The organism is Cohnella mopanensis, from assembly GCF_022352055.1.
Taxonomy (GTDB): domain Bacteria; phylum Bacillota; class Bacilli; order Paenibacillales; family Paenibacillaceae; genus Cohnella; species Cohnella mopanensis.
This window is the reverse complement of the sequence record NZ_JAKRWM010000009.1, coordinates 210264-231496: the sequence shown is the minus strand read 5'-3', so window position 1 is coordinate 231496 and position 21233 is coordinate 210264. Positions and strand designations below refer to the sequence as shown.

Sequence of the window (21233 nt, the reverse complement as noted above, 5' to 3'; positions counted from 1 at the left end):
TAGATTTCCGAAAGGAGCATGCAGTGTGAAATTGAGACAAAAGGGGCGCCATCAAGAGTGGCTGCAACAAATCGTTTTTATCGGACCTGGGCTGCTGTTCTTTATCTTGATCGTTGTAGCGCCATTTGCAATGGGGTTCTATTACACCTTTACGGATTGGGACGGGATTTCCAATCAAGCGGCTTGGAGCGGGCTCGACAACTTAAAGAAGATATTTACGGACGACGAAAGGTTCTGGACTTCCTTCTGGTTCACGCTAAGGTTTACGGCAGTCGCGGTTATTCTAACGAATCTGGTTGCATTCGGATTAGCGATGTTGCTTAATCAAAAGCTGAGAACCAAAAAAGTATTGCGTACCGTCATCTTCCTGCCGAATGTCATCGGAGGTTTATTGCTCGGCTACATTTGGTATTTCATATTCGTCCGCGGATTCGCGGCAATCGGAGAAGCAACGGGAATCGAGTTATTTAATCTAGCTTGGCTAGGAACGAAAGCGACGGCATTCTGGGGAATCGTGATCGTCTTTGTTTGGCAGACGGCCGGGTACATGATGGTCATTTACATTGCTGCTCTAGTGAGCGTACCGAAGGACTTGCTGGAAGCTGCGAAAATTGACGGGGCTAGCTCGGGGCAGTTGCTTCGAAGCATTATCGTACCGATGATCATGCCCGCAGTAACGATTTGCCTATTCTTGACGACTTCCAACGCGTTTAAGATGTTCGATCTTAACTTGTCGCTTACTGGCGGCGGTCCGGGATATGCAACGGAGTCCATAGCCTTGAACATTTATCGCGAGGCGTTAACCTACAGCCATTACGGACTTGGAACGGCCAAAGCGATGATCTTCTTCTTCGGCGTTGCGTTGATTACGGTAACGCAAGTATTGCTGACGAAGAAGCGGGAGGTGGAAGTCTAATGCTGGAGAGGAAACGTTTTTCAACGGGGTTGTTCACTGCGGAAGTGATTGGGATTTTACTGGCGCTGTTGTTCTTGTCGCCTTTCTACTTTCTGATCATCAACTCTTTCAAGAAGCTTAAGGATATTCTTATTGACGCGGCCAAGCTTCCGGAGCATTTTAATCTGGACAACTACCGCAGAGCGTGGGAAGCGATAGATTTCCCGATCGTGTTCATGCATTCCGTTGTTCTAACTTGCTTGAGCGTTGCGGGGCTCGTCATAATCAGTTCAATGACGGCTTATCGAATCGTTCGCAGTCCGAGCTTGTTCAACCGTTTATTGTTCACGATGTTCGTAGCTGCAATGATTATTCCTTTTCAATCGGTTATGTTGCCGCTCATGAAAATAAGCGCGATTTTCGAGCTTAGAGGCCATCTCTACGGAATCGTAATCTGCTACCTGGGCTTCGGCGTTTCGCTGTCGATGTTTCTCTTTCACGGATTTATCAAATCCGTGCCTAGGGAGATCGAAGAGGCCGCCGTTGTAGATGGATGCTCGCCGTACGGCGTGTTTTGGAAAATCGTGTTCCCGGTATTGCGGCCTATCGTCGCAACCGTGGTTATCCTGAACGTCCTGTGGATTTGGAACGATTACTTGCTTCCGGTGCTTGTCGTCAACAACACATATACGACGATTCCGCTTGCTATTCAACTCTTTTTCGGACAATATTTACGCAAATGGGACATGGCCATGGCGGCTTTGACGCTAAGTACGATTCCGATCGTGTTGTTCTTCCTTTTCTTGCAAAAGCACATTGTAGAGGGAATTGCGGCAGGTTCGATCAAAGGGTAAATATTTGACTATACCTATCGAAATAATCAAGATTTTACACCTAACAGTACAATAAATTAGGTGTTAGGAATAAACTTATCCCCTTTATAATGACGCTGTAGCACCAGAAAAATAACCTTGGGAGGTCACACAATGACTAAGAAATTATCGATCCTGTCTTTGCTAGCCGTTATGCTCGTAACGCTAATCAGCGCTTGCGGTAAAAGTAACGACAAAGGTAGCGAAGCAAGCAGCCAAGCTACTTCGTCCGCGCCTGCTTCTTCCGCCGCGGAATCTCCTGCAGCAACGGAAGTCGCGAAAAAAGACGTAACGATCAAAGTGTATCAGTTCAAGGTTGAAATCGCAGAAGCATTAGGCAAACTAGCTAAGGAATACGAAGCCGAAACGGGCGTTAAAGTCGATATCGAGACGCACGGCGGCGGAGAAGATTACAGCGCGTTGCTCAAAGCTACGCTTGCCGCTGGCGAAGAGCCTGAAATTTTCAACTCCTCCGGATGGTCGGCATTCGATCCATACGCGGACCGCGCAGTAGATTTGTCGAACGAGCCTTGGGCTAAAGATTTGGTAGAAGCTTCTAAACCGCAAATTACTCGTGACGGCAAGCTGCTCGGCATGCCAATGAATTTGGAAGCTTACGGGTTCACTTATAATAAAGATCTGTTCGCCAAAGCAGGCATTACGGAGCTTCCTCAGACGCTTGATGAGCTTGAAGCGGATGCTAAGAAATTGAAAGACGCAGGAATCATTCCTTTCGCTCTTACGAACGAGTGGTGGTCCATGGGGATCCACACGTTAAACATCGCGTTGGCTAACCAACCTGATCCAGCTGCTTTCATCGATGAAATCAAAGCCGGCACGAAATCCTTCAAAGACGATCCGATCATGAAACAATGGATTCGTTTGGTTGATATCATGTTCGCTAATGGCCAAGATAAAGCAATCACGACGGACTACAACACTCAAGTTGCGGAATTCGCTTCCGGTAAATATGCAATGATTCAACATGGTAACTGGATTCAAGGTATGGTTGATGAAGTGGATCCAAGCTTGAACCTTGGTATGATGCCTGTGCCTCTTCTTGATAAGCCAAACGTTTTCACTGGCGTTCCGAACAACTGGATCGTTAACAATAAGTCCGCTCACCCTGAAGAAGCTAAAGCATTCTTGAATTGGCTGGTTACTTCCGAGAAAGGCAAGAAATATATCACGACCGATTTCAAATTCGTTCCCGCCCTTAACTCCATCGCTCCGAACCCGGATGCGGTAGGTAAAATCGCCGGCGACTTCTCGGTATTCGCTCCTGCACACCCTGACCAAGTTAAAACTTGGAACTGGGATCGTTTCCCGGACGGCATCACGCAACAATGGGGCGCGGCGATGCAAGAGTACCTAGGCAAACAAATCAAGAGCGATCAATTGCTAGAGAAATTGGATAAAGCGGTTGCGGATATCGTAAAAAAATAAAACGCAAATAAATGGCTGCGCAGACTTAGGTCTGCCAGCCATTTGGTGGTTGAGATACGCTCCCGGCATAAACGTTGCCCCGCCTTCCCTATGGATGGCGGGGCAACGTTTATGCTTATGTGGATTGGTTTACAGAGCAGGAGGCGTGAAAGTCCGTTGCGAGAATTCCGTGTCCATCATGAAGAAGGCATTGCTGTCCTTATCGATGCGCTTGAGCTTATTAATGATGCTGTCGAACATCGATTCTTCTTCTACTTGCTCGTCGATAAACCATTTCAGGAATTGGATAGTCGCATGCTCTCGGTCATTCATAGCGAGATCGGAGAGATGGTAAATCCGTCTTGTCACTTCTTGTTCATGCTCGAAGGCATGCTCGTAAGCATCTAGGATCGAGGTGTATTCGTTGTTCGGAGTATCCATTCCGACCATCGTTACCCTTTTGCCGCGGTCGTTTAAGTACTTGTAAATTTTCATCGCATGGAATTTCTCTTCTTCAGCTTGAACCATGAAGAAGTTAGCGAATCCATCCAAGCTTTCGCCCGAGCAGTACGCGGCAATGGCCAAGTAGACATGAGCGGAATAGAGCTCGAAATTGAGTTGGTCGTTCAGTGCTTTGCTTAAAGATTCATTCAGCATCTTGCCACTCACTCCTTCTGAACTTTGTAGGATCTACCCGAATTGTACCATAAATTAACGGGTCATCCTATCCGGTGCTTTAATTTCTCGTAAAGCGCCTCAGGGGAGGGGGCCACGATCACTTCCGTTTTGCCGATCAGTACCATGCACTGCTTCGTGCATAATTTGCATTCGCCGAGGCAGTCCTTTTTCTTCTGCTTCATATCGGGAAACTCGGCCTTCAGCGTTTTGTATACCGTCTTGGAGCCGTGCTTGAAGTTTTTGCAGCAATACTTAATTTTCCTCATGCTCGACCAGCTTTCTTGGAAAATGGGGGTACTCCAATTGATGATATTAATTCTCATTATCAATGTCAAGTGGGCAAATAAAAAACCACCCCAGTAACTGGAGTGGTTTCGGTGGCTAATGGATTAACGGCTGTAGAACTCAACGATTTGTTTCTCGTCGATTTCTTGGGAAAGCTCGCCACGATCTGGAAGACGGATAAACTTACCTTCCATAGCAGTAGCATCGAATTCTACGTAGCCCGGCAAATGATGACGGCCTTCGGAAGCTTCTTTAATCGATTTCAGGGAGCGGGAACGCTCGCGAAGACCGATAACATCACCGATTTGTACGGTGTAGGAAGCGATATCGACTTTCTTGCCATTGACTGTCACGTGACCGTGAGAAACCAATTGGCGGGAACCGTAACGAGTGTTAGCCCAGCCAAGACGGTACACGAGGTTGTCTAAGCGGCTCTCAAGCAAGAACATGAAGTTCTCACCGGCAATACCTTGTTGCTTCGATGCGCGATCGAACAAGTTGCGGAATTGCTTCTCGTTCAAACCGTACATGTGGCGAAGTTTTTGTTTCTCAAGTAATTGCTTACCGTATTCGCTGACTTTGCGACGTTGGTTAGCTCCGTGTTGTCCCGGTGGGAAAGCACGTTTTAAATCTTTACCGTTTCCGCTGAGGGAAATTCCCAGACGGCGACTTAACTTGAACTTAGGACCTGTATATCTTGACATGAGTTAGAAAGCTCCTTTTTCAAAATGAAATTTTCTGAAAATGGGTTTTCGTTGCGCGGATTTCTCCATAACCGATGTGTCGGTTCCAGTAGGGATGTTCAGCCGCAGCCCGCTGGTGGATCGTCCGAGAGGGTGTCACAAGAGCTAAGCCCAGTATTCAACAAGTTATATTATAAGAAACTGTGAGCAATTGTCAAGCTACTAAGTTAGAACCTATCATCTTTTTTTGAGAAATAGGTCTAAAGACTTCTATGAACCTAGTGCAAAAATCACTGTTTCATTGTATAGTTAAGGAAAGTGGACATCGGGGCGGAGGTGTCGGGTATGGTCAATAAAAGAAAAACGCAGCAGCAACAGGACGTGCTAGAGGATCTAGAGAATCCAACCCGCACCCGTCAGCAGCTGCCGGGATGGTTGCAAAAGCAAGATCTAACGGAAGCGGATCTCCCCTATATCCATTCTTTATTGGTTTGCAGCTATTCGGAGTGGCGGGAAGACGTTGATGGTTTTCCGTGGTTAGGCGGACAATTATCGTTATTGCATCCGGATGGAACATGCATATCCGCCGGGCAAATGGAAGACAACGAATCCAATATCGCGTCTTGGAGTCCAGATCGGATAGGGCCAACGGCAGCCAGTACGGCGCTTGAGACGTGTCGTCCTACCTTAATGCGCGCCGAGGAGCATCAACATTTCAGGCTTAAAGCGTTCGATTCAATTGCAGTTCCTATATTTACGCGAACGACAGGATTTCCTTGCGCAGTGGTTGCTTGCTTATTGCCGGCGGGTATGGCACAAGCGGGCGATCTGAAGCTGCTTCAAGCGGCTGCCTTACATATTAGAAGCTGTATTTATCGTCATTTTGAAAATTTATTCGTTGGTGGCCTCTTAAGGGAACGCAAGCTATCCATGAAAGAGGAAAGCCGGAGAGATATTCTCTTCGACGTCATGCGCCGGCTAAACGATCATATAGACGTGGAGAACGTTCTGTCCGAAGTACTGGACAGCCTTGAACAGCTGTATCCGATTTGTAAAGCGGATTTGTTCTTATCCCAAGACTATAATAGTCCGAATGAAAAGGTCAAGCCGTTAGCTTTCCATTTGAACGACATGGATTTATGCAAGTCTGCATTCGTGGACGGAAAAATTCGCGAAGACCGTTACGGAGGCCGTCATAAGTTAGCCGTACCCTTGTCCGGTAAACAAGGCGTCTACGGCGTTCTGAGACTAGATTTGCCGGAAAGCGAATTCGACGAGGCGGATATCAGTTTCTTGTCGATGCTGGCTGCATCGGCAGGCGCGGCATTCGAGAAAGCGAAGCTCCATGAGCAAGCGAACATTTTGGTCGGAGAATTGCGCCTGATCAACGAACTGACCCAGCGGCTCAACAGCAGCTTGAAATTATCGGATACGATGCAGTTTGCGTCGGCCGAATTGCTCGGCATTTTTAAATCGGATTTCTGTTGCATTCTCCAGTTCGACGTGGATACCCAGCAATTTGTCGTGATGTCTGCTAATGTAACGGAGATGCTTGGAGAAACCTATTCCAAGGATTACGGCTTTTGCGGCGTGATGTGGTCGACGAAGGAGCCCATTATCTTATCCGACTATTGCTCGGCTACACCTGTAGCTTCGCAACTGATGGACGTAACGAATTCGAGATCGCTATTGGCGGCTCCTTTGTTGCTTAACGGGGAAGTCATAGGTGCGGTCCTTATCACGAAGTACGAACCGAACCATTTTTCGTATGACAATTACAAGCTGTTGCAAGTATTGTCCGCGCATTTAGGACTGGCTATGTCGAATGCCACTTTGCATGCGAAAGTACGTAAAATGGTCATTACGGATAATCTAACCGGGTTATTTGCCCGCCACTACCTCAATGAAAGAATTGGACGCAAACAGCTCAGAGACAATTCGGGTTCGCTCATCGTCGTCGATATTGATCATTTCAAGAAAATCAACGACACTTACGGGCACCAAGTCGGTGACGATATCCTCATCCAGGTGAGCGGAATTATTCGTTCCTCGATTCGCGATAGCGACATCGCCGCGCGGTGGGGCGGGGAAGAGCTGGCCATCTATTTGCCGTTGCTCGGTCTGGAGAAGACGGAGCGGGTCGCAGAGAGAATTCGGCAACGGGTCGAATCGGAGACGAACCCGCAAGTAACGGTATCGTGCGGAATCTCGGAGTGGCGTCTTGCGGATGAGAAGATTAGCGTTGAATCGTTGTTCTACAAGGCCGACATGGCGCTGTACGAAGCTAAGCACCAAGGTCGGAACTGCATTGTGGTCGGTTAGTCTAAAATGAGAATAAGCTTGCTTTAAGTCAACGGACTTAAGCAAGCTTTTTTGTTGTGTCCATTATTCGCGTATAGTCGTGGTAAAAGGGGAGAGCATACGAAGCGAAAGGGGAGAATCTTATGTGGAGTACAATAAGAACAATAGCGAACCTAACAGGGATAGGGCTAATGTTCATGATTAGCATGCAGGGTTGCATGACTAACCCGGCCTCCTTGTCGGCAAGGGATGCGTTGGCATTGTCCGCTTCCGCGCTATCCGGAAGCGAGAGCTATCAGTTCGCGGGAGAAGTATCCGTGCTCGATCCCGGAGGCGTGGTCGGGGGGAGAGCGGCTTATAAGGGAGAAGTTACCATGCACGGTAAGCTGGACATGCAGTGGAAAACGCCGACTGGCATATCGCAGTCCAGTATAAACGAGAAAACGATCACTTATCGTCCTCTGCAATTGCTTGAATCGGTTAAAGCGACTAACGCAACGATTTCTTATGTCGAGGAACCGAGCTCGGACCGGCCGATTCGCATGCAGATTAAGTTAGACGATGTTACGGCCAAGGAAAGGGTCGTCAAACAGTTGAAGGAGGAATTTACGCTTCTGCGCGCCGATAAAGACCTTCTGCGAGGCGATCCCGTAAAAGCGGAGGAAGTATTGCGGACTTCTGAGGCGAGGCTAGAAAAGGCGCTGACAACCTTGAAGGTGTCGACGGTATGCCAATGGACTGCGAATCCGAAAAGCTGGTTTCCGTCTCGTCTGAAGGAAGAAACGGAGCTATCGTATGATTGGAATGGCAAACCGTGCAAGGAGAAACGAATATCGGAAACAAATTTTATCCTTAAAGGGCAAGGTGGTACAATGAAGAAGTAAAAAAGAGTTAACTAAAGGAGAGTTGTTGGGATGAGAGATTCACGACTACAGAAATTAGCAGCTAATCTTGCGGGATATTCCGTTAAGGTTCAACCGGGAGATAACGTCCTTATTGAAATGATAGGCTCCGAACGCGAATTGCTCAAGTGCTTGATCGAGGAGGTGGCACGCCTAGGCGGTAATCCTTTCGTAGAAATCGAGGACCGCTCCGTACTGCGAACTTTGCTTAACTGCGCGAACGAGGAACAGTTGGCGACTTGGGCTTCTTATGACCTGGAGAGAATGAAGCAAATGCAGGGTTACATTGGAATTAGGGCTGGAGAGAACGTGAACGAGCTTGCGGACGTTCCGGCGGACAAAATGAAAATGTACGATCGAATTCACAGGCATCCCGTACATATGGAGCAACGGGTCAAGAAAACCAAGTGGGTCGTCCTGCGTTATCCGAACAGCTCCATGGCCCAGTTGGCCAACATGAGCACGGAAGCTTTCGAGGACTTTTATTTCGACGTCTGCAACCTAGATTACGCGAAAATGGATCGAGCCATGGACCCTCTGCAACAGCTGATGAGCCGTACGGATAAGGTGCGTATCGTCGCGCCAGACACCGATCTAACGTTCTCGATTAAAGGGATCGGAGCCCAGAAATGCTCCGGAGAGCGCAATATTCCGGATGGAGAAGTGTATTCGTGTCCGGTTCGCGATTCCGTCAACGGTACGATTGCTTATAATACGCCAAGCGTATACAACGGATTTACTTACGAGAATATCAAGTTCACGTTCAAGAACGGGAAAATTATCGAAGCGACCGCGAATGACACGGACCGAATTAACGCGTTGCTCGATAGCGATGATGGAGCGCGCCATATTGGGGAGTTTAGCCTCGGCTTCAATCCGTACATTCTGCACCCGATGAAGGATACGCTGTTCGACGAGAAGATCGCCGGAAGCTTACATTTTACGCCAGGGCAAGCCTACGAGGTAACCGACAACGGCAACCGTTCTTCCATCCACTGGGATCTCGTGCTTATTCAAAGGCCGGAATACGGCGGGGGAGAAGTGTATTTCGACGATGTGCTTATCCGTAAGGACGGCTTATTCGTGATTCCGGAACTCGAAGGCTTGAACCCGGATTCTTTGAAATAATACATTCTCCTCTTGCGTGAATTTAGGGGAACAAGGTATGATGTGAAAGAGATTGATTTTGCCTAAAATTTAGGAGGGATACTATGTCTAATAATGCGGCTATTGTTGAATTGTCCCAAACCGCTAATAAGTTTCGTTCATCCATCGTTCTTCAAGCTGAGAACAAGTACATCGACGTCAAAAGTATCCTTGGATTGTTTACGACGCTCGTAGGCAACCTTTCTTATGAACTTCATGTTCATGGACCGGATGCTGAAGAGGCGAAGAAGGAACTGGGCGCGATTTTCGCCAAACATAGCTTGAACGTTAAAGTTGTGGAATAGGCAGCAAACTAACGGAATAATAGTTAACAATGAGACATCTCGTCCGGTTGGGCGAGGTGTTTTTGTATAAAGGGGTCCAGTGATCTTGTACTTCTGAGCAATATCGTCTAATATAAAAGGGATAGCTAGAGACGGCTAGCGTGCTACGCATTAACATAGGCGCGGGGGCTCGCTCTTTATCGGTAGTATGGGCACAGGGGGAGTGGGAATGGCAGCATCGGATACCAAGATCGATCTTAATGAAAAGGCTCAACGTCTGCTTCAGGAAGATGCCGACAAAATCGAGAAGTTGATCGCGATCCAGATGGAAAATCTGACGACCCGCAAATGCCCGCTATATGAAGAAGTGCTGGACACCCAGATGTACGGCTTCTCGAGAGCGGTTGATTTCGCGGTTAGGACAGGACTGGTTGAGGAAGGCGCGGGCAAATTGCTGATCAGCCAGTTGGAACGGAATCTGGCGATTTTATACGAAGCGTTGGAAACGAAAGAAGAGTAGCACCCATAGGGTTGCTGCTCTTCTTTTTTTGCGTGGAATGTGTTAGAGAATCCATTCGTCTACCCGGTCGATCGGTTGCTCCTATACGAAATAAAAGGATACGCCCAGAATGATATAGACGATCAGAAGCAGCTTTCCTTCAAACCAGGTTGTCGCACCGTCTCTGGAAATAGAGGTCGCGATGAGAACCGAGACGCCGATCGCGGCTAGTTCGATCGGTGTGAAGATGAGGTTCATTTCGTTGCCGAACAGCAAGCTGATGAACACGAGCACCGGTGCGACGAAAAGCGCGATTTGCAAGCTGCTTCCGACGGCGATCTCTACGGCGGCTCCCATCTTGTTCTTCAGGGCCAGCATAATGGCTGCGCTGTGCTCCGCCGCGTTTCCAACGATAGCGACAACGAAAGCGCCGACGAACAATTCGGATAGTCCGAAGCGAGCGGAGAAAGTATCCAGCGTATGGACAAGCCATTCGCTTATGAAAGCAACCATCACGGTGGCGACGATCAGGAATACAACCGACTTTCCTTTGGACCAGGCCGGCTCCTCTCCGTGGTCGGGCTGCATCTCCACATGATCCTCAAGCATGTCTTTGTGAGTAAACATCGAGTAAACCAGCCATCCGACATAAGCGAGAATGAGAAACGCTGCGACCACAATACTGATCGTCATCGTATTTTGTTCGGAAATATGCTCGGTTTTGACGAAAATGGCGGGAACGAACAAGGCGATGATCCCTAGAAGCATGAGAGAAGCGTTCTGGCTGGCGAGATGCTTATTAAACTTCTGCTCTTTGAATTTTAATCCTCCGGCCAAGGCGCTTGCGCCGAGAACGAGCAGGAGATTACCGATAATCGCGCCCGTTAAGCTCGCTTTGACGATATCGAATAATCCTTCCTTGATGAGGAAGATAGCTATGATAAGCTCCGCCGCGTTACCGAACGTCGCGTTGAGAAACCCGCCAAGCCGCTGTCCTGCGTAATGGGCTACGGATTCCGTCGCTTTGCCGAGGAGTCCGGCGGCGAATAGAATAGCCAATCCCGCGAACGCGAATTCAAGCTCCGCTCCCCAATGCATGAAATGGGACAAGGCACTTAGGGCGAACGTAGCGATAAGAAGAGGAAAGAACATTTTTTTCAACAAACGAACACCTCATCGCGGATACATTTTTGAACAACCTCTAAATTTAGAAGCAAATGGCATTTCTTACTATACCCAATAAATAATGTTAAGTAAACAGAGGTTCTAAAGTTCAATAAGAGGCGAGGTTGGCATCGCTTACGGTTGATTATGGGCTAGTCTTCCATTACAATGTAATCATAACGGGTTCGGGAGAGTGAGCCGCCATGACGGAAGAGATGCAGCAAGGTTTAATTCGAATTTCTGATGATGTCGTAGCTACGATTGCCGGATTAGCGGCATTGGAAACACCTGGAGTCGCCGCTATGTCGGGCGGAATTTCGGAAGGCTTAGCCAAAAGGCTTAGCGGTCGTAACGCGCAGAAGGGCGTTTCCGTAGAAGTAGGACAAGTTGAAGCGGCCATTGACTTGAGAATCGTGGTTCAATACGGAATTCCGATTCAAGAAGTCGGGCGCCGACTACAAGATAATGTTCGGGAAGCGGTTGAGAATATGACCGGCCTTACCGTCGTGGAAGTGAACGTCAAGGTAGAAGGCGTTGCTTTCAAAGACGAGGAGACGGAAGAGGCTCACCGGGTTAAGTAAAGGGATTCAAAAGAAAAACGTGATCGAGCAGCCTTAGGGCAGCTTAATCACGTTTTTTTTAATTTCTTTTGGAATAGGATGATGGCGGTTCTTTCTCCACCCGATTATATTCGCGGGAAATGCTAAGCAGAATTCCCATGCCTGTTAACAAGGTCAGCATCGAGGAGCCTCCGTAGCTAATGAAAGGCAAGGTTACTCCGGTAATCGGAATTGCGCCGCTTACGCCGCCCATATTGATAAGCGCTTGGATCGCAATCAAGGATACGAGTCCGATTCCGACCAGCGTTCCATAGATGTCCGGGCAACGAAGGGAAACGATTAACGCTCTCCATAAGAAGACGATATAGAACAGGATGAATATAGTCGTGCCAACGAACCCTAGCTCTTCTCCGATGACCGCGAAGATGAAATCGTTATAAGCGTAAGGCAAGTAGAACAGCTTCTGAACGCTATTGCCTAAGCCGGTGCCCAGAAGCCCACCATGCCCGAAAGCTTCGAGGGAACGCGTCAGGTGATAGCCGGTGCCTTGCTGATCGGCCAAAGGATCCATGAAGGCCGTAAAGCGGTCTCCCCGGAAACCTAGACTGGCATCGCTGTTTATAAGAAAGTAAAAACTTGTCCCAAGTGCCGCCAGGCCCAGAAGGACGCCTGATGAAAGCACGATATGCTTGAGGTTCGAGCCTCCGGCAATTACGATGGCGGAAGCGCACATGACGAGTATCGCGCAGGAACCGAAGTCAGGCTGCAGCATGATCAGGAAGGCGAAGAAGCCGACCACGATCATAACCGGAAGCAGACCGCGCTTGAAGTCGCGGAACTTCTCATCCTTCTTCGCGATAATCGCGGCTAAGTATAAGATGATGGCCAGCTTGGCGAACTCCGTCGGTTGCACGCCGAAGCCTCCGATTCCCAGCCAGCTCGTCGCGCCGTTTCGCGATTCGCCGATGATTGGAACTAGAACGAGCAGAACTAGCGTCCCGATAAAGAAAAGCATAAACAGCTTCTTGTACTTCTGGAAATGGATGTTCATCATTACAAGCATCACAAACGTTCCAAGCCCGACCCACATCAATTGAAGCTTCACGAAATGCAGAGCATCATTGTTGTAGGCGGGCTTAGAGACGGCCATGCTTGAGCTTGCGCTGAACACCATGACAAGACCGAAACCCACGAGCAGAAGCGTCAGAATAAGCAACAGAAAATCTGGCGTGCCCCGCTGGCCGCTCTCCGGAGTCTTCATCACTGATTCCCCCGCGCCGCTAGGACAGCAGTTTTTTTAATTCCTGCACACGCTGTGTTGCCGAGCTTAGAATCGGTGCCGGAATCGGCGATTCATAATCAAGTCCGTGAGGGAACGTTGCACGTCCGATATAGACACCTTCTACCTCAAGAATAGCATCCGGGTTCTCAAGCTTGCCTTCAACTGCTCTTGTCGCGATGCGCAAGAAGAAATCTTGACCGCTTGTCCGGTCATGCAACTTAAGGTCATATGTAGCGCGGCGATATTCCCACTGCCAACGTACGAAACCCAATTTGTCGCTGGATTCGTCCAGATGTCCGAGGTCGCTGCGCATTCCGTTTAATCCGGTATTGTCAAGTAACATGGATAATCCTCCCTTATCGTCGCTGAGGTCAAAATAAGCGCTTTTCCTTTCCATGATAGACGGTTTGCGATTCTTCTGCAAGCCCGCCTACGCACACAACTTCGAACGTTCATTGACAATTATCCCCTCTAGCCCTGCTTGTAAGGTTACGGAGCGGTACGCTTTCTGATACAATAGTACAAATAGACGGATTACGGGAAGGGAGGCGCCACCATGAGGGTTAAGGAGCAAACATTGTTATCGCTATATGAAGATATGGTCAAATGGCGCCGGCACTTGCATCAACATCCAGAGCTTTCCTTCGAAGAACATGAAACATCCAGATTAATCGCCGATTTGTTGAGTTCTTGGGGACTTGAAGTGCGCCGCGGAGTAGCGGGAACCGGAATCGTCGCCAAGCTTCACGGACAATTGCCGGGTCGAACGATTGCCCTTAGGGCGGACATCGACGCGCTTGCCATACAAGATGCGAAAGACTGCGCGTACCGATCCACCGTTCCCGGCGTTATGCATGCGTGCGGACATGACGGACATACTGCCCAGTTACTTGCCGTCGCTCGTTATTACAGCCTACATAGAGACGAAACTGCAGGCACGCGAGTTTTCTTGTTCCAACCAGGTGAGGAAGTGTTGCCAGGCGGAGCGATTCGGATGATTGCGGATGGGGCGTTAGAGGGAGTGGATGCGATCTATGGTATTCATCTATGGTCGCCGTTCCCCTATGGAACTGCGACGACCCGACCCGGACCGATTATGGCTACGCCGGATGAATTCGAGATCGAAATCACGGGCAAAGGCGGCCACGGCGGATTACCTCACGAGAGCAGAGATGCTTTAGTCGCAGGGGCTTCGCTAGTCATGGCGCTTCAGACGATCGTGTCCCGAAGCGTGAATCCGCTAGATGCGGCAGTGTTGTCAGTCGGCAGGATCGCTGCAGGGTCCGCGAACAACGTAATCGCGGCAAGCTGCAAGTTGAGCGGAACGGTACGTTCTTTCAATAAAGAAATTCGAGCTGTCGTCCGCAAGCGGATGGAGGAAATCGTCAAGCATACTTGCGAAATGCATGGCTGCGAGTATAAGTTGCAATATTTCGAAGGTTATCCTCCGGTAGTCAACGACGATCGTGAAGCCCATAGAGTGCTGCGAATAATCGAGGAAATGATGCCGGAAACGGCTGCCGGACCCTGCGAGCAAATCATGGCAGGAGAAGATTTTGCTTATTATTTGGAACAGAAGCCGGGTTGCTTCTTCTTCGTGGGCGCAGGCAATGGCGCGGGCAGCTCTGCTCCCCACCATCACCCTCAATTCGACATCGAAGAGAAAGCGATGCTGCATTCGGCCAGACTGCTGATTGCCGTAGCGGATGACTCGGCTTCAGATTCCTAAGCTGAAATGAATGCCGTATAAGGTTTTCCTGTTTCGGTCATCCTAGACTCCGATTGAGTATGAGGATAGGCAACCGGTGATTGAGGTTGGTTGCTGAATCGAAACAGGAGGAATAACATGCGTAAAATTGCAGATATCATGTCAGCGGATTGTATTACGATTACACCGCAGAGCGACATTAAAGAAGCGGCGAGTATGATGAAGGAGCATGACATTGGCTTCATCCCTGTTATCGAGGGACGAAAGCTTGTCGGAGTCGTTACCGACCGCGATCTCGTTATCCGGGGCTACGCGAACAACCATGATGGCTCTACGTCCGTCTCGCAGGTGCTTTCCGATAACGTTCGAACGATTTCTCCTGACGTATCGGTCGACGAAGCTGCTGCAATGATGTCATCGGGTCAAATTCGCAGATTGCCGGTCGTGGAGAACGGACACTTGGTCGGAATCGTTTCATTAGGGGATTTAGCCATCCGGGAAATCTTTGTCAATGAAGCAGGGGAAGCATTAAGCGGCATATCCGAGCAAGAGGGTCAATCGTCCCAATTCGCCCATTAAGAGAATAAGGGTCCATTTCACGGGAACCGTGAGATGGGCTTTTTTTGCGTGATCAATAAGCTTAGATCCTCATAGGAAAGGGAAGGCTGAATAAGCAAGGAGGGATATGGAATGAACAGATCCAAGCCGTTATGGGTGCAATCCGATGGCACGGTGTTGCTGGACGAGCGACATCCCGAGTACGAGGAAACGAGAGATTTTCTTAGAGTGATCGCCGAGCTTCATAAGCGGCCTGGAGAGTGGCACACCTATCGTCTAACTCCGGTGACGTTATGGAATGCGGCGGCTTCGGGATGGCAGTCCGAGCAGGTCTTGAAGCGGTTGGCCGATCATTCGCGGAATGCGCTCCCCCATCGGTTAGAAGAGGAAATTCGCACGCAAATGCGCAGATACGGACAAATAAGGCTAACCCCTTCGCCCCTCGGCTTGACGCTTATCGCGGAATCTTCAGAATTAATGACGCAACTGTGCAATTGGGAAACTGTTTCATCGGCGTTCGCATATCCTCCTGCAGAGACGAACGTTGTTATCCATGAAGCATCCCGAGGAAGGATTAAACGCGAGCTGGCCGCAAAAGGATATCCCGTCAAGGATGAGGCTGGATTTCATGCCGGCGAGGCATTGGAAATTTCTCTGCGCGAAACTTCTGATACCGGAGCGCCTATCGTACTAAGAGATTATCAAGTTGAAGCGGTGAAGGCCTTACTCGGAGACGAAACGCTCGACGGGGGGAGCGGCGTTATCGTGCTTCCATGCGGTGCCGGGAAAACGTGGGTAGGGATGGCGGCAATCGCCAAGTTAAAATGCGAAACGTTGATCTTGACCCCGAACGGAGTATCCGTCTCGCAATGGATCACCGAACTGCTTCGCAATACGACGCTTACGGACGGCGAAGTCGGTGAATATACGGGACATAAGAAAAACGTGAAACCGATCACGGTGGCAACTTATCAAGTACTTACACATAGAAGCTCCAAATCGGAGGAATATCCTCATTTAGCGCTTTTCGTTAATCGGGACTGGGGGCTTATTATTTACGATGAAGTCCACTTATTGCCGGCTCCGGTGTTCCGAATGACAGCGGAAATCCAAGCGACGAGACGATTGGGGCTAACGGCAACGCTCGTCAGGGAGGACGGGTGTGAAAAGGACGCCTTTGCTTTAATCGGGCCTAAACGATATGAAATTCCTTGGAAGGCAATGGAAGACAAAGGGTGGATTGCGCAAGCCGCATGCACGGAAGTGAGAGTCGCGCTTGATCCGGAAACCGCGATTCTCTATGCAGCGGCTCCTAAGCGGAGCCGACATCGAATAGCGGGAGAAAATCCGCGCAAGACCGAGGTCGTCAGGTCATTGCTGGAGCGCCATCATGGGATGCAGACGCTCATTATCGGACAATATTTGGACCAGCTTCGCGAGATGTCGAACGAATTGTCGCTTCCACTCATTACAGGAGAGATGCCTCATCGCAATAGGAAGCAATTGTTCGACCGGTTCAACGAGGGGCAAATCGACGTGCTACTCGTATCGAAGGTAGCTAATTTCGCGGTGGATCTTCCGAATGCGTCCGTCGCGATTCAAATATCGGGGAGTTATGGGTCTCGGCAGGAGGAAGCGCAGCGTTTAGGCAGGATCATGCGCCCTAAGCAGTCAGGAGGGGGAGCGACTTTCTATTCGGTTGTAAGCGAAGGGACGGACGAGGTGGAGTTTGCCCGTAATCGGGAACGGTTTCTACTGGAGCAGGGTTATCCCTACCTCGTAGATCGATGGGATTCGTCGACGAATACCTATACAAATCAGAAGGTGGTGCCATGAACTTACTTTTATCCGTTCAACGTCTTCCCGATTCCATTCGTCGACTGATCGCTTCCGACCCGGCAGTTAAACTAAGGCATGATCAGGGGGAGCCATTAGAAGCCATCCTCGGCAGCCGTAAGTGGGCGGAAACGTGGTCTAGGCATCATAGCGAATCTCAGGAGCTTCGGGTTCTCAGAGCCATTCTAATGAACTTCGCCAGTGTTCCGTTCGAGGTCGAAGCGTTATCTAAGCTTATGGAGCGAACTTCCGCTTTCACTGGGGCGGAAATTCGGGTTGCCGTGACGAAGCTGCGAAGATCGGGAATCGTCTATGCGGTACGCAAAGCCTGGGGAGATCAATTATTATATTTGCCCAACGATAGTATTACGTTATGGCAGCCGTTGTTGCTGCCGGTTACAGGTAACTCGATTGGAGAAGTCAACGAAAGAGAAGTAAGCTACTCTGCCCGAGAATTCCGTCTCCCGCTATCCTTAGAGCTATTGTCCGTTTGGCATGAAATCGCAATTAACCCGATAGCGTGGACAACAAAAGGTACGATTCACCGCACGGAGGTAACCCGGCTAATCCGTAAAATGCTTCTTTCAGAAAGAGAATTAAGTTGCTTGTCATTGGCTTACCCGCAACAAGATAGAATCCCGCCGCAGCTAGCTTTGGCACTCGATCTTGGATTGCATAGCCGTGTGTTGAATAAGGCAGGAAACGAAATACGCATTTCCGCTAAGGGTCTCTCTAACTGGCTGGCGCTCTCGCTCCTAGAGGCGGATCGCAGATTGTACGCCCACCTATCCGACTGTTATGGGGCGATTAATCCGGCTATTCATCTAGCAACCGTATCGATCTTGACATTAAATGTGATGGAATGGTATCGGGATGACATTCTGAACATTACGAGTGGGCGATTCGAAGCTATAAACGATTGGCTGGAATTGCTGCAGTCCATGGGCTGGCTTGAACGAGGATTATTGCACGGCAATTCCATTTTCCGCATTAAGCAGCCGTTTAGCTTAGCTGTAGAAAACCAGCCATCCGATAAACAAGGAACTTTGTTCGTGCAACCGGACGGAGAAATTTTGGTTCCGCCTGAAACGGGGTTAAAGGAGCGTTGGGTGCTGTCGGAAATCGCGGAACTCGTGACGGCGGATGCTGTTTTTGTGTATCGGTTAACGCGATCTTCATGTATCGAGGCATGTAATGCAGGCTACTCTAAGCAATCGTTGATCGACTTTCTGGAACAAGGAACTTGTTCGCCGTTGCCGGAATCTGTCGCTAGAATGATCGAAGATTGGTATGCCGCGTTAGGAAAAGCTAGGTTCTCCGAGGTATTGTTGCTGCGGACGGATAATGCGACTACAGCGGAGAAGCTTAAGAATGATCCCGAGCTCGCGGAAAAGTTGCTGGAGCAAGTAGGAGACCGGGATTTTATTATTGAAGCTTCTTCTTACAAGCATGTGCACGCCAGATTACGTACAATAGGATTTCCGCCGTTGGAAGATCAGCGCGATAGGATGGGGGATCAAGTTGAAATCGTGCCCGATTCCGAGGTCGAGGATGCGGATCATTTAGGTTGGATATATAAGCGTAACGCGATATCGATGTTCGAAGCTGATCGTTCCTTGCCTATGGCAGAGGAACTGTTCCCGGGGTTATCGGATATTCCGGCAACGTGGCTGTTAAAGCCAAGAACGTATCACCTTTCTACGCGTAAAGAATTATTGCAGCAAGCGATCAATTGGAAGGCGTCCGTTCAAGTGGAACAGAAGGGCAGTACCGGACTGTTCGTCCCGAATGAGTTGAGGGTAGAAGGCGCTAAGTGGTCGGTCATCGGCCAGTGGAGGCAGAAATTCTCCGACGATAATATCATTACCTTGAACTCGCATGCGGAAAATGTTGAAGTCTCCGCGGATGAGATGGAGGGCGTTATGATCGTGCTGCCTTCCTTGGAGGAGATTGAAACCAATTGACCGGATAGGCGCATGTTGTGTTATTATGAGGGGGTATGGCAAAGCCGAAAGGTGAGGTGAGGCCGATGGCCAGCATGATACAAACCCTCCCTGCGGCAGAACAAGGTGTGATGGATAACGCGCCTGCCGATATGGCAATGCTTTTATCCTACGCCTTCGAGCTGGGGGATTCGCTTAAGAGATCCGCTTTAGCTGCGGAATATGCGTATTGGAAAGATCAAGTCATTCAAGACGCCGAAGTGCAAAGCCTGACCAAGCAATTCGCTAAGGCGAAAGAGAAGTTCGCGGAATGCGAACGCTTTGGAAGGTTTCATCCGGAATATAATGCCGCGTTGGAACGAGTGTACGAGATGGAAGCACAGCTTGATGAGGTGGAAGCGGTTAGGAAGTACAAAGCCGCGGAAAGCTCCTTGGACGAACTTCTTGGCGATATATCCCGAACGCTGGCGCATGCCGTGTCGCAAACCATTAAGGTGCCGGATAATAATCCGAACCCTAAGGCGTCAGGCTGCGGTAACGGAGGAAGCTGTTCTTGCGGGAGCGGCGGTTGCGGTTGATCAGATTCAGAGAACCGGAGGTTAGACATGTTTGCCGAACGGACAGGTTATATCGTGTGGTTTAGCGATTCGAAAGCGGCTAAAGGCTTAGACAAATACGGAACCTTGCATTATATGTCCCGCAAGATGCAATATGCCGTCATGTACATGAATGCCGATGTAGCGGAGGAAGCGGTCCGTAACCTTCAGCGTTTGCCCTTCGTCCGTAAAATCGAACGCTCCTACCGCAATGAAATCAAAACGGAGTACGAGAAAAACGTACCCGACAAAACCCGGTTTTACGGATTATAATGGCAAGCAATATCGTATAATGGAGAAAGCCTCCCGAATCCGGGGGGCTTTTTTCCATAATGTGAGAGGAATGTCAAATGGAGTGCGGGAAATAAATAATTAGAATTGACGAATAGCGAAAGCCCCTATTAAACTATTAACAATTCTGTTTTATTGCTGTAATTGGCAACAGCGTTACAGCTTTAATCAGCGCAGGATATACAACAAGAAAAGGGGTAAGAAAATGAAGAAAAAATGGCTATCTACGATTATGCTTTTCTCTGCCGCTTTAATGGTTATGGCAGGCTGCGGGAACAAACCCGAAACCAACAATAACTCAGGCGCAGCAACCCCAGCACCAAGCGCCACGGAGAGCGCATCTCCGACCGCATCCGGTTCTAATGCCGACGCGGGCAATTACAAGATCGCGATCTCCCAATACGTGGAGCATCCGTCCTTGGATGCAACTCGTGAAGGTTTTCTGGCAGCACTTAAAGACGCCGGAATCGTCGATGGTGAAAATCTAAAGGTGGATCTCAATATCGCCCAAGCGGATTCCACAAACAACCTGTCGATCGCTCAGAAGATCGCTTCCGAGAAGAACGATTTGGTAGTAGGCATTGCAACTCCTTCCGCTCTATCGGTAGCGCAATACGTGAAGGAAACTCCAGTTCTATTCGCAGCAGTAACAGATCCTCTCGCAGCGAAGATCGTAACGAACCTGGATCAACCTGGCGGTAACGTATCCGGTGCCTCCGATACGAATCCGGAAGCCATTACTGAACTCATGGACTTCATCGCTAGCGATCTGCCGAATGTGAAGAACGTCGGTATCGTCATCAATGAAGGCGAAGAGAATGCGGTTATCATGGCGAAGAAAGCGGAAGAAGCTTTAGCGGCGCACGATATCAAGCTGGTAAGAGCGTCTGCATCCAATACTTCGGAAGTGAAACAAGCCGTAGAATCGTTAGTCGGCCGTGTCGATGCCCTCTATATCACGTTGGACAATACAGTCGTGAGCGCAGTTGATACGATCATCCAAGTGGCAAACGACAAAAAAATCCCGTTTTTCTCAAGCGATAGGGATACTGTAGAGAAAGGCGCTTTCGCAACGGTTGGATTTAAATACTATGATCATGGATATCAAGTTGGACAAATGGCCGTTGAAATTCTGAAGAACGGCAAGAAGCCTGCAGAAATGAAAGTAACCGTTCCGGATAAGCTCGATCTCATTCTTAACTTGAAAGCCGCAGCCGCGCAAGGCATTACCGTTACGGATGCGATGAAGGATAAAGTTAAGGACAAAGACAATAATATTATCCAGTAACAAATATTGGGGTGGACGATTTCGTCGTTCACTCCAT

22 protein-coding genes are annotated in these 21233 nt (G+C 49.2%); 16 read left to right on the top strand and 6 right to left on the bottom strand.

The window, feature by feature from the left end; translation table 11 throughout:
• The first annotated feature begins 31 nt into the window (after positions 1–31).
• The 3 genes from L3D05_RS15670 to L3D05_RS15660 all read left to right on the top strand — a co-directional run bounded on the left by L3D05_RS15670 (position 32) and on the right by L3D05_RS15660 (position 3213).
• On the top strand, positions 32–916 hold the full coding sequence (locus L3D05_RS15670) for a carbohydrate ABC transporter permease (protein ID WP_239617301.1): 885 nt from the start codon (positions 32–34) through the stop codon (positions 914–916).
• Complete coding sequence (locus L3D05_RS15665) at positions 916–1749, top strand: carbohydrate ABC transporter permease (RefSeq protein ID WP_239617236.1); 834 nt, start codon at positions 916–918, stop codon at positions 1747–1749. Before L3D05_RS15670 ends, L3D05_RS15665 begins: the two co-directional genes overlap by 1 nt.
• A gap of 132 nt (positions 1750–1881) precedes the next feature.
• Positions 1882–3213 carry an ABC transporter substrate-binding protein gene (locus L3D05_RS15660; RefSeq protein WP_239617235.1) on the top strand — a complete coding sequence of 444 codons (1332 nt, stop codon included), beginning with the start codon at positions 1882–1884 and terminating at the stop codon, positions 3211–3213.
• 129 nt (positions 3214–3342) lie between these two features.
• On the opposite strand, the gene L3D05_RS15655 is transcribed toward L3D05_RS15660, so the two are convergent.
• The 3 genes from L3D05_RS15655 to rpsD all read right to left on the bottom strand — a co-directional run bounded on the left by L3D05_RS15655 (position 3343) and on the right by rpsD (position 4859).
• A complete protein-coding gene (locus tag L3D05_RS15655; protein WP_239617233.1) occupies positions 3343–3849 on the bottom strand; it encodes a ferritin in 507 nt (168 codons plus the stop codon).
• 62 nt (positions 3850–3911) lie between these two features.
• Positions 3912–4136, bottom strand: a complete 225-nt coding sequence (locus L3D05_RS15650) for a DUF1450 domain-containing protein (RefSeq protein WP_239617232.1) — start codon at positions 4134–4136, stop codon at positions 3912–3914.
• Between the two features lie 123 nt (positions 4137–4259).
• Positions 4260–4859, bottom strand: a complete 600-nt coding sequence (rpsD, locus tag L3D05_RS15645; protein ID WP_239617230.1) for a 30S ribosomal protein S4 — start codon at positions 4857–4859, stop codon at positions 4260–4262.
• Positions 4860–5183: 324 nt separating this feature from the next.
• Between rpsD and L3D05_RS15640 the strand changes: the two genes are divergently transcribed.
• The 5 genes from L3D05_RS15640 to L3D05_RS15620 all read left to right on the top strand — a co-directional run bounded on the left by L3D05_RS15640 (position 5184) and on the right by L3D05_RS15620 (position 9991).
• Positions 5184–7160 carry a sensor domain-containing diguanylate cyclase gene (locus L3D05_RS15640; protein ID WP_239617229.1) on the top strand — a complete coding sequence of 659 codons (1977 nt, stop codon included), beginning with the start codon at positions 5184–5186 and terminating at the stop codon, positions 7158–7160.
• Positions 7161–7282: 122 nt separating this feature from the next.
• Complete coding sequence (locus L3D05_RS15635; protein WP_239617227.1) at positions 7283–8023, top strand: hypothetical protein; 741 nt, start codon at positions 7283–7285, stop codon at positions 8021–8023.
• A 30-nt stretch (positions 8024–8053) separates the two neighbouring features.
• Positions 8054–9169 carry an aminopeptidase gene (locus L3D05_RS15630; protein ID WP_239617226.1) on the top strand — a complete coding sequence of 372 codons (1116 nt, stop codon included), beginning with the start codon at positions 8054–8056 and terminating at the stop codon, positions 9167–9169.
• Positions 9170–9252: 83 nt separating this feature from the next.
• Entirely contained in the window at positions 9253–9492 is a 240-nt protein-coding gene (locus tag L3D05_RS15625; RefSeq protein WP_239617224.1) for an HPr family phosphocarrier protein, read from the top strand.
• A 208-nt stretch (positions 9493–9700) separates the two neighbouring features.
• Positions 9701–9991 (top strand): Fpa/YlaN family protein, encoded by a 291-nt coding sequence (locus L3D05_RS15620; RefSeq protein ID WP_239617223.1) that lies wholly within the window; start codon positions 9701–9703, stop codon positions 9989–9991.
• A gap of 81 nt (positions 9992–10072) precedes the next feature.
• On the opposite strand, the gene cax is transcribed toward L3D05_RS15620, so the two are convergent.
• A complete protein-coding gene (cax, locus tag L3D05_RS15615) occupies positions 10073–11131 on the bottom strand; it encodes a calcium/proton exchanger (RefSeq protein ID WP_500786044.1) in 1059 nt (352 codons plus the stop codon).
• A 206-nt stretch (positions 11132–11337) separates the two neighbouring features.
• Here cax and L3D05_RS15610 point away from each other — a divergent pair, with 206 nt between their 5' ends.
• Positions 11338–11715: an Asp23/Gls24 family envelope stress response protein gene (locus tag L3D05_RS15610; protein WP_182301643.1), complete on the top strand. Its 378-nt coding sequence runs from the start codon at positions 11338–11340 to the stop codon at positions 11713–11715.
• A gap of 58 nt (positions 11716–11773) precedes the next feature.
• Here L3D05_RS15610 and ftsW read toward each other — a convergent pair whose 3' ends face one another.
• Together ftsW and L3D05_RS15600 are read right to left on the bottom strand one after the other, a co-directional pair.
• On the bottom strand, positions 11774–12955 hold the full coding sequence (ftsW, locus tag L3D05_RS15605) for a putative lipid II flippase FtsW (RefSeq protein ID WP_239617220.1): 1182 nt from the start codon (positions 12953–12955) through the stop codon (positions 11774–11776).
• Positions 12956–12974: 19 nt separating this feature from the next.
• Entirely contained in the window at positions 12975–13319 is a 345-nt protein-coding gene (locus tag L3D05_RS15600) for a YugN family protein (protein ID WP_239617218.1), read from the bottom strand.
• A 213-nt stretch (positions 13320–13532) separates the two neighbouring features.
• On the opposite strand from L3D05_RS15600, the gene L3D05_RS15595 reads away from it, so the two are divergent.
• The 7 genes from L3D05_RS15595 (at position 13533) to L3D05_RS15565 (ending at position 21196) form a co-directional block, all read left to right on the top strand.
• Entirely contained in the window at positions 13533–14705 is a 1173-nt protein-coding gene (locus L3D05_RS15595; RefSeq protein WP_239617217.1) for a M20 metallopeptidase family protein, read from the top strand.
• Positions 14706–14822: 117 nt separating this feature from the next.
• On the top strand, positions 14823–15263 hold the full coding sequence (locus L3D05_RS15590; protein ID WP_239617216.1) for a CBS domain-containing protein: 441 nt from the start codon (positions 14823–14825) through the stop codon (positions 15261–15263).
• Between the two features lie 111 nt (positions 15264–15374).
• Complete coding sequence (locus L3D05_RS15585; RefSeq protein WP_239617215.1) at positions 15375–17078, top strand: DNA repair helicase XPB; 1704 nt, start codon at positions 15375–15377, stop codon at positions 17076–17078.
• On the top strand, positions 17075–19042 hold the full coding sequence (locus L3D05_RS15580) for a helicase-associated domain-containing protein (protein ID WP_239617213.1): 1968 nt from the start codon (positions 17075–17077) through the stop codon (positions 19040–19042). The genes L3D05_RS15585 and L3D05_RS15580 overlap by 4 nt, the downstream gene beginning before the upstream one ends.
• Before the next feature lie 65 nt (positions 19043–19107).
• Positions 19108–19599, top strand: coding sequence for a YlbF/YmcA family competence regulator (locus L3D05_RS15575; protein WP_369417979.1), 492 nt, complete (start codon positions 19108–19110; stop codon positions 19597–19599).
• A gap of 27 nt (positions 19600–19626) precedes the next feature.
• Positions 19627–19890, top strand: a complete 264-nt coding sequence (locus L3D05_RS15570) for a YlbG family protein (protein ID WP_135150394.1) — start codon at positions 19627–19629, stop codon at positions 19888–19890.
• A 223-nt stretch (positions 19891–20113) separates the two neighbouring features.
• Positions 20114–21196, top strand: a complete 1083-nt coding sequence (locus L3D05_RS15565; RefSeq protein WP_239617211.1) for an ABC transporter substrate-binding protein — start codon at positions 20114–20116, stop codon at positions 21194–21196.
• Positions 21197–21233 lie beyond the last annotated feature (37 nt).

What these genes read in the sequence shown, in the direction of transcription:
- L3D05_RS15575 (WP_369417979.1), top strand. Translation starts at nt 19,108, where the DNA reads ATGGCCAGCATGATACAAACCCTCCCTGCGGCAGAACAAGGTGTGATG.
- L3D05_RS15565 (WP_239617211.1), top strand. Translation starts at nt 20,114, where the DNA reads ATGAAGAAAAAATGGCTATCTACGATTATGCTTTTCTCTGCCGCTTTA.
- ftsW (WP_239617220.1), bottom strand. Translation starts at nt 12,955, where the DNA reads ATGAAGACTCCGGAGAGCGGCCAGCGGGGCACGCCAGATTTTCTGTTG.
- L3D05_RS15635 (WP_239617227.1), top strand. Translation starts at nt 7,283, where the DNA reads ATGTGGAGTACAATAAGAACAATAGCGAACCTAACAGGGATAGGGCTA.
- L3D05_RS15650 (WP_239617232.1), bottom strand. Translation starts at nt 4,136, where the DNA reads ATGAGGAAAATTAAGTATTGCTGCAAAAACTTCAAGCACGGCTCCAAG.
- L3D05_RS15630 (WP_239617226.1), top strand. Translation starts at nt 8,054, where the DNA reads ATGAGAGATTCACGACTACAGAAATTAGCAGCTAATCTTGCGGGATAT.
- L3D05_RS15570 (WP_135150394.1), top strand. Translation starts at nt 19,627, where the DNA reads ATGTTTGCCGAACGGACAGGTTATATCGTGTGGTTTAGCGATTCGAAA.
- L3D05_RS15625 (WP_239617224.1), top strand. Translation starts at nt 9,253, where the DNA reads ATGTCTAATAATGCGGCTATTGTTGAATTGTCCCAAACCGCTAATAAG.
- L3D05_RS15595 (WP_239617217.1), top strand. Translation starts at nt 13,533, where the DNA reads ATGAGGGTTAAGGAGCAAACATTGTTATCGCTATATGAAGATATGGTC.
- L3D05_RS15590 (WP_239617216.1), top strand. Translation starts at nt 14,823, where the DNA reads ATGCGTAAAATTGCAGATATCATGTCAGCGGATTGTATTACGATTACA.
- L3D05_RS15660 (WP_239617235.1), top strand. Translation starts at nt 1,882, where the DNA reads ATGACTAAGAAATTATCGATCCTGTCTTTGCTAGCCGTTATGCTCGTA.
- L3D05_RS15610 (WP_182301643.1), top strand. Translation starts at nt 11,338, where the DNA reads ATGACGGAAGAGATGCAGCAAGGTTTAATTCGAATTTCTGATGATGTC.
- L3D05_RS15640 (WP_239617229.1), top strand. Translation starts at nt 5,184, where the DNA reads ATGGTCAATAAAAGAAAAACGCAGCAGCAACAGGACGTGCTAGAGGAT.
- L3D05_RS15620 (WP_239617223.1), top strand. Translation starts at nt 9,701, where the DNA reads ATGGCAGCATCGGATACCAAGATCGATCTTAATGAAAAGGCTCAACGT.
- L3D05_RS15585 (WP_239617215.1), top strand. Translation starts at nt 15,375, where the DNA reads ATGAACAGATCCAAGCCGTTATGGGTGCAATCCGATGGCACGGTGTTG.
- L3D05_RS15665 (WP_239617236.1), top strand. Translation starts at nt 916, where the DNA reads ATGCTGGAGAGGAAACGTTTTTCAACGGGGTTGTTCACTGCGGAAGTG.
- rpsD (WP_239617230.1), bottom strand. Translation starts at nt 4,859, where the DNA reads ATGTCAAGATATACAGGTCCTAAGTTCAAGTTAAGTCGCCGTCTGGGA.
- L3D05_RS15655 (WP_239617233.1), bottom strand. Translation starts at nt 3,849, where the DNA reads ATGCTGAATGAATCTTTAAGCAAAGCACTGAACGACCAACTCAATTTC.
- L3D05_RS15600 (WP_239617218.1), bottom strand. Translation starts at nt 13,319, where the DNA reads ATGTTACTTGACAATACCGGATTAAACGGAATGCGCAGCGACCTCGGA.
- L3D05_RS15580 (WP_239617213.1), top strand. Translation starts at nt 17,075, where the DNA reads ATGAACTTACTTTTATCCGTTCAACGTCTTCCCGATTCCATTCGTCGA.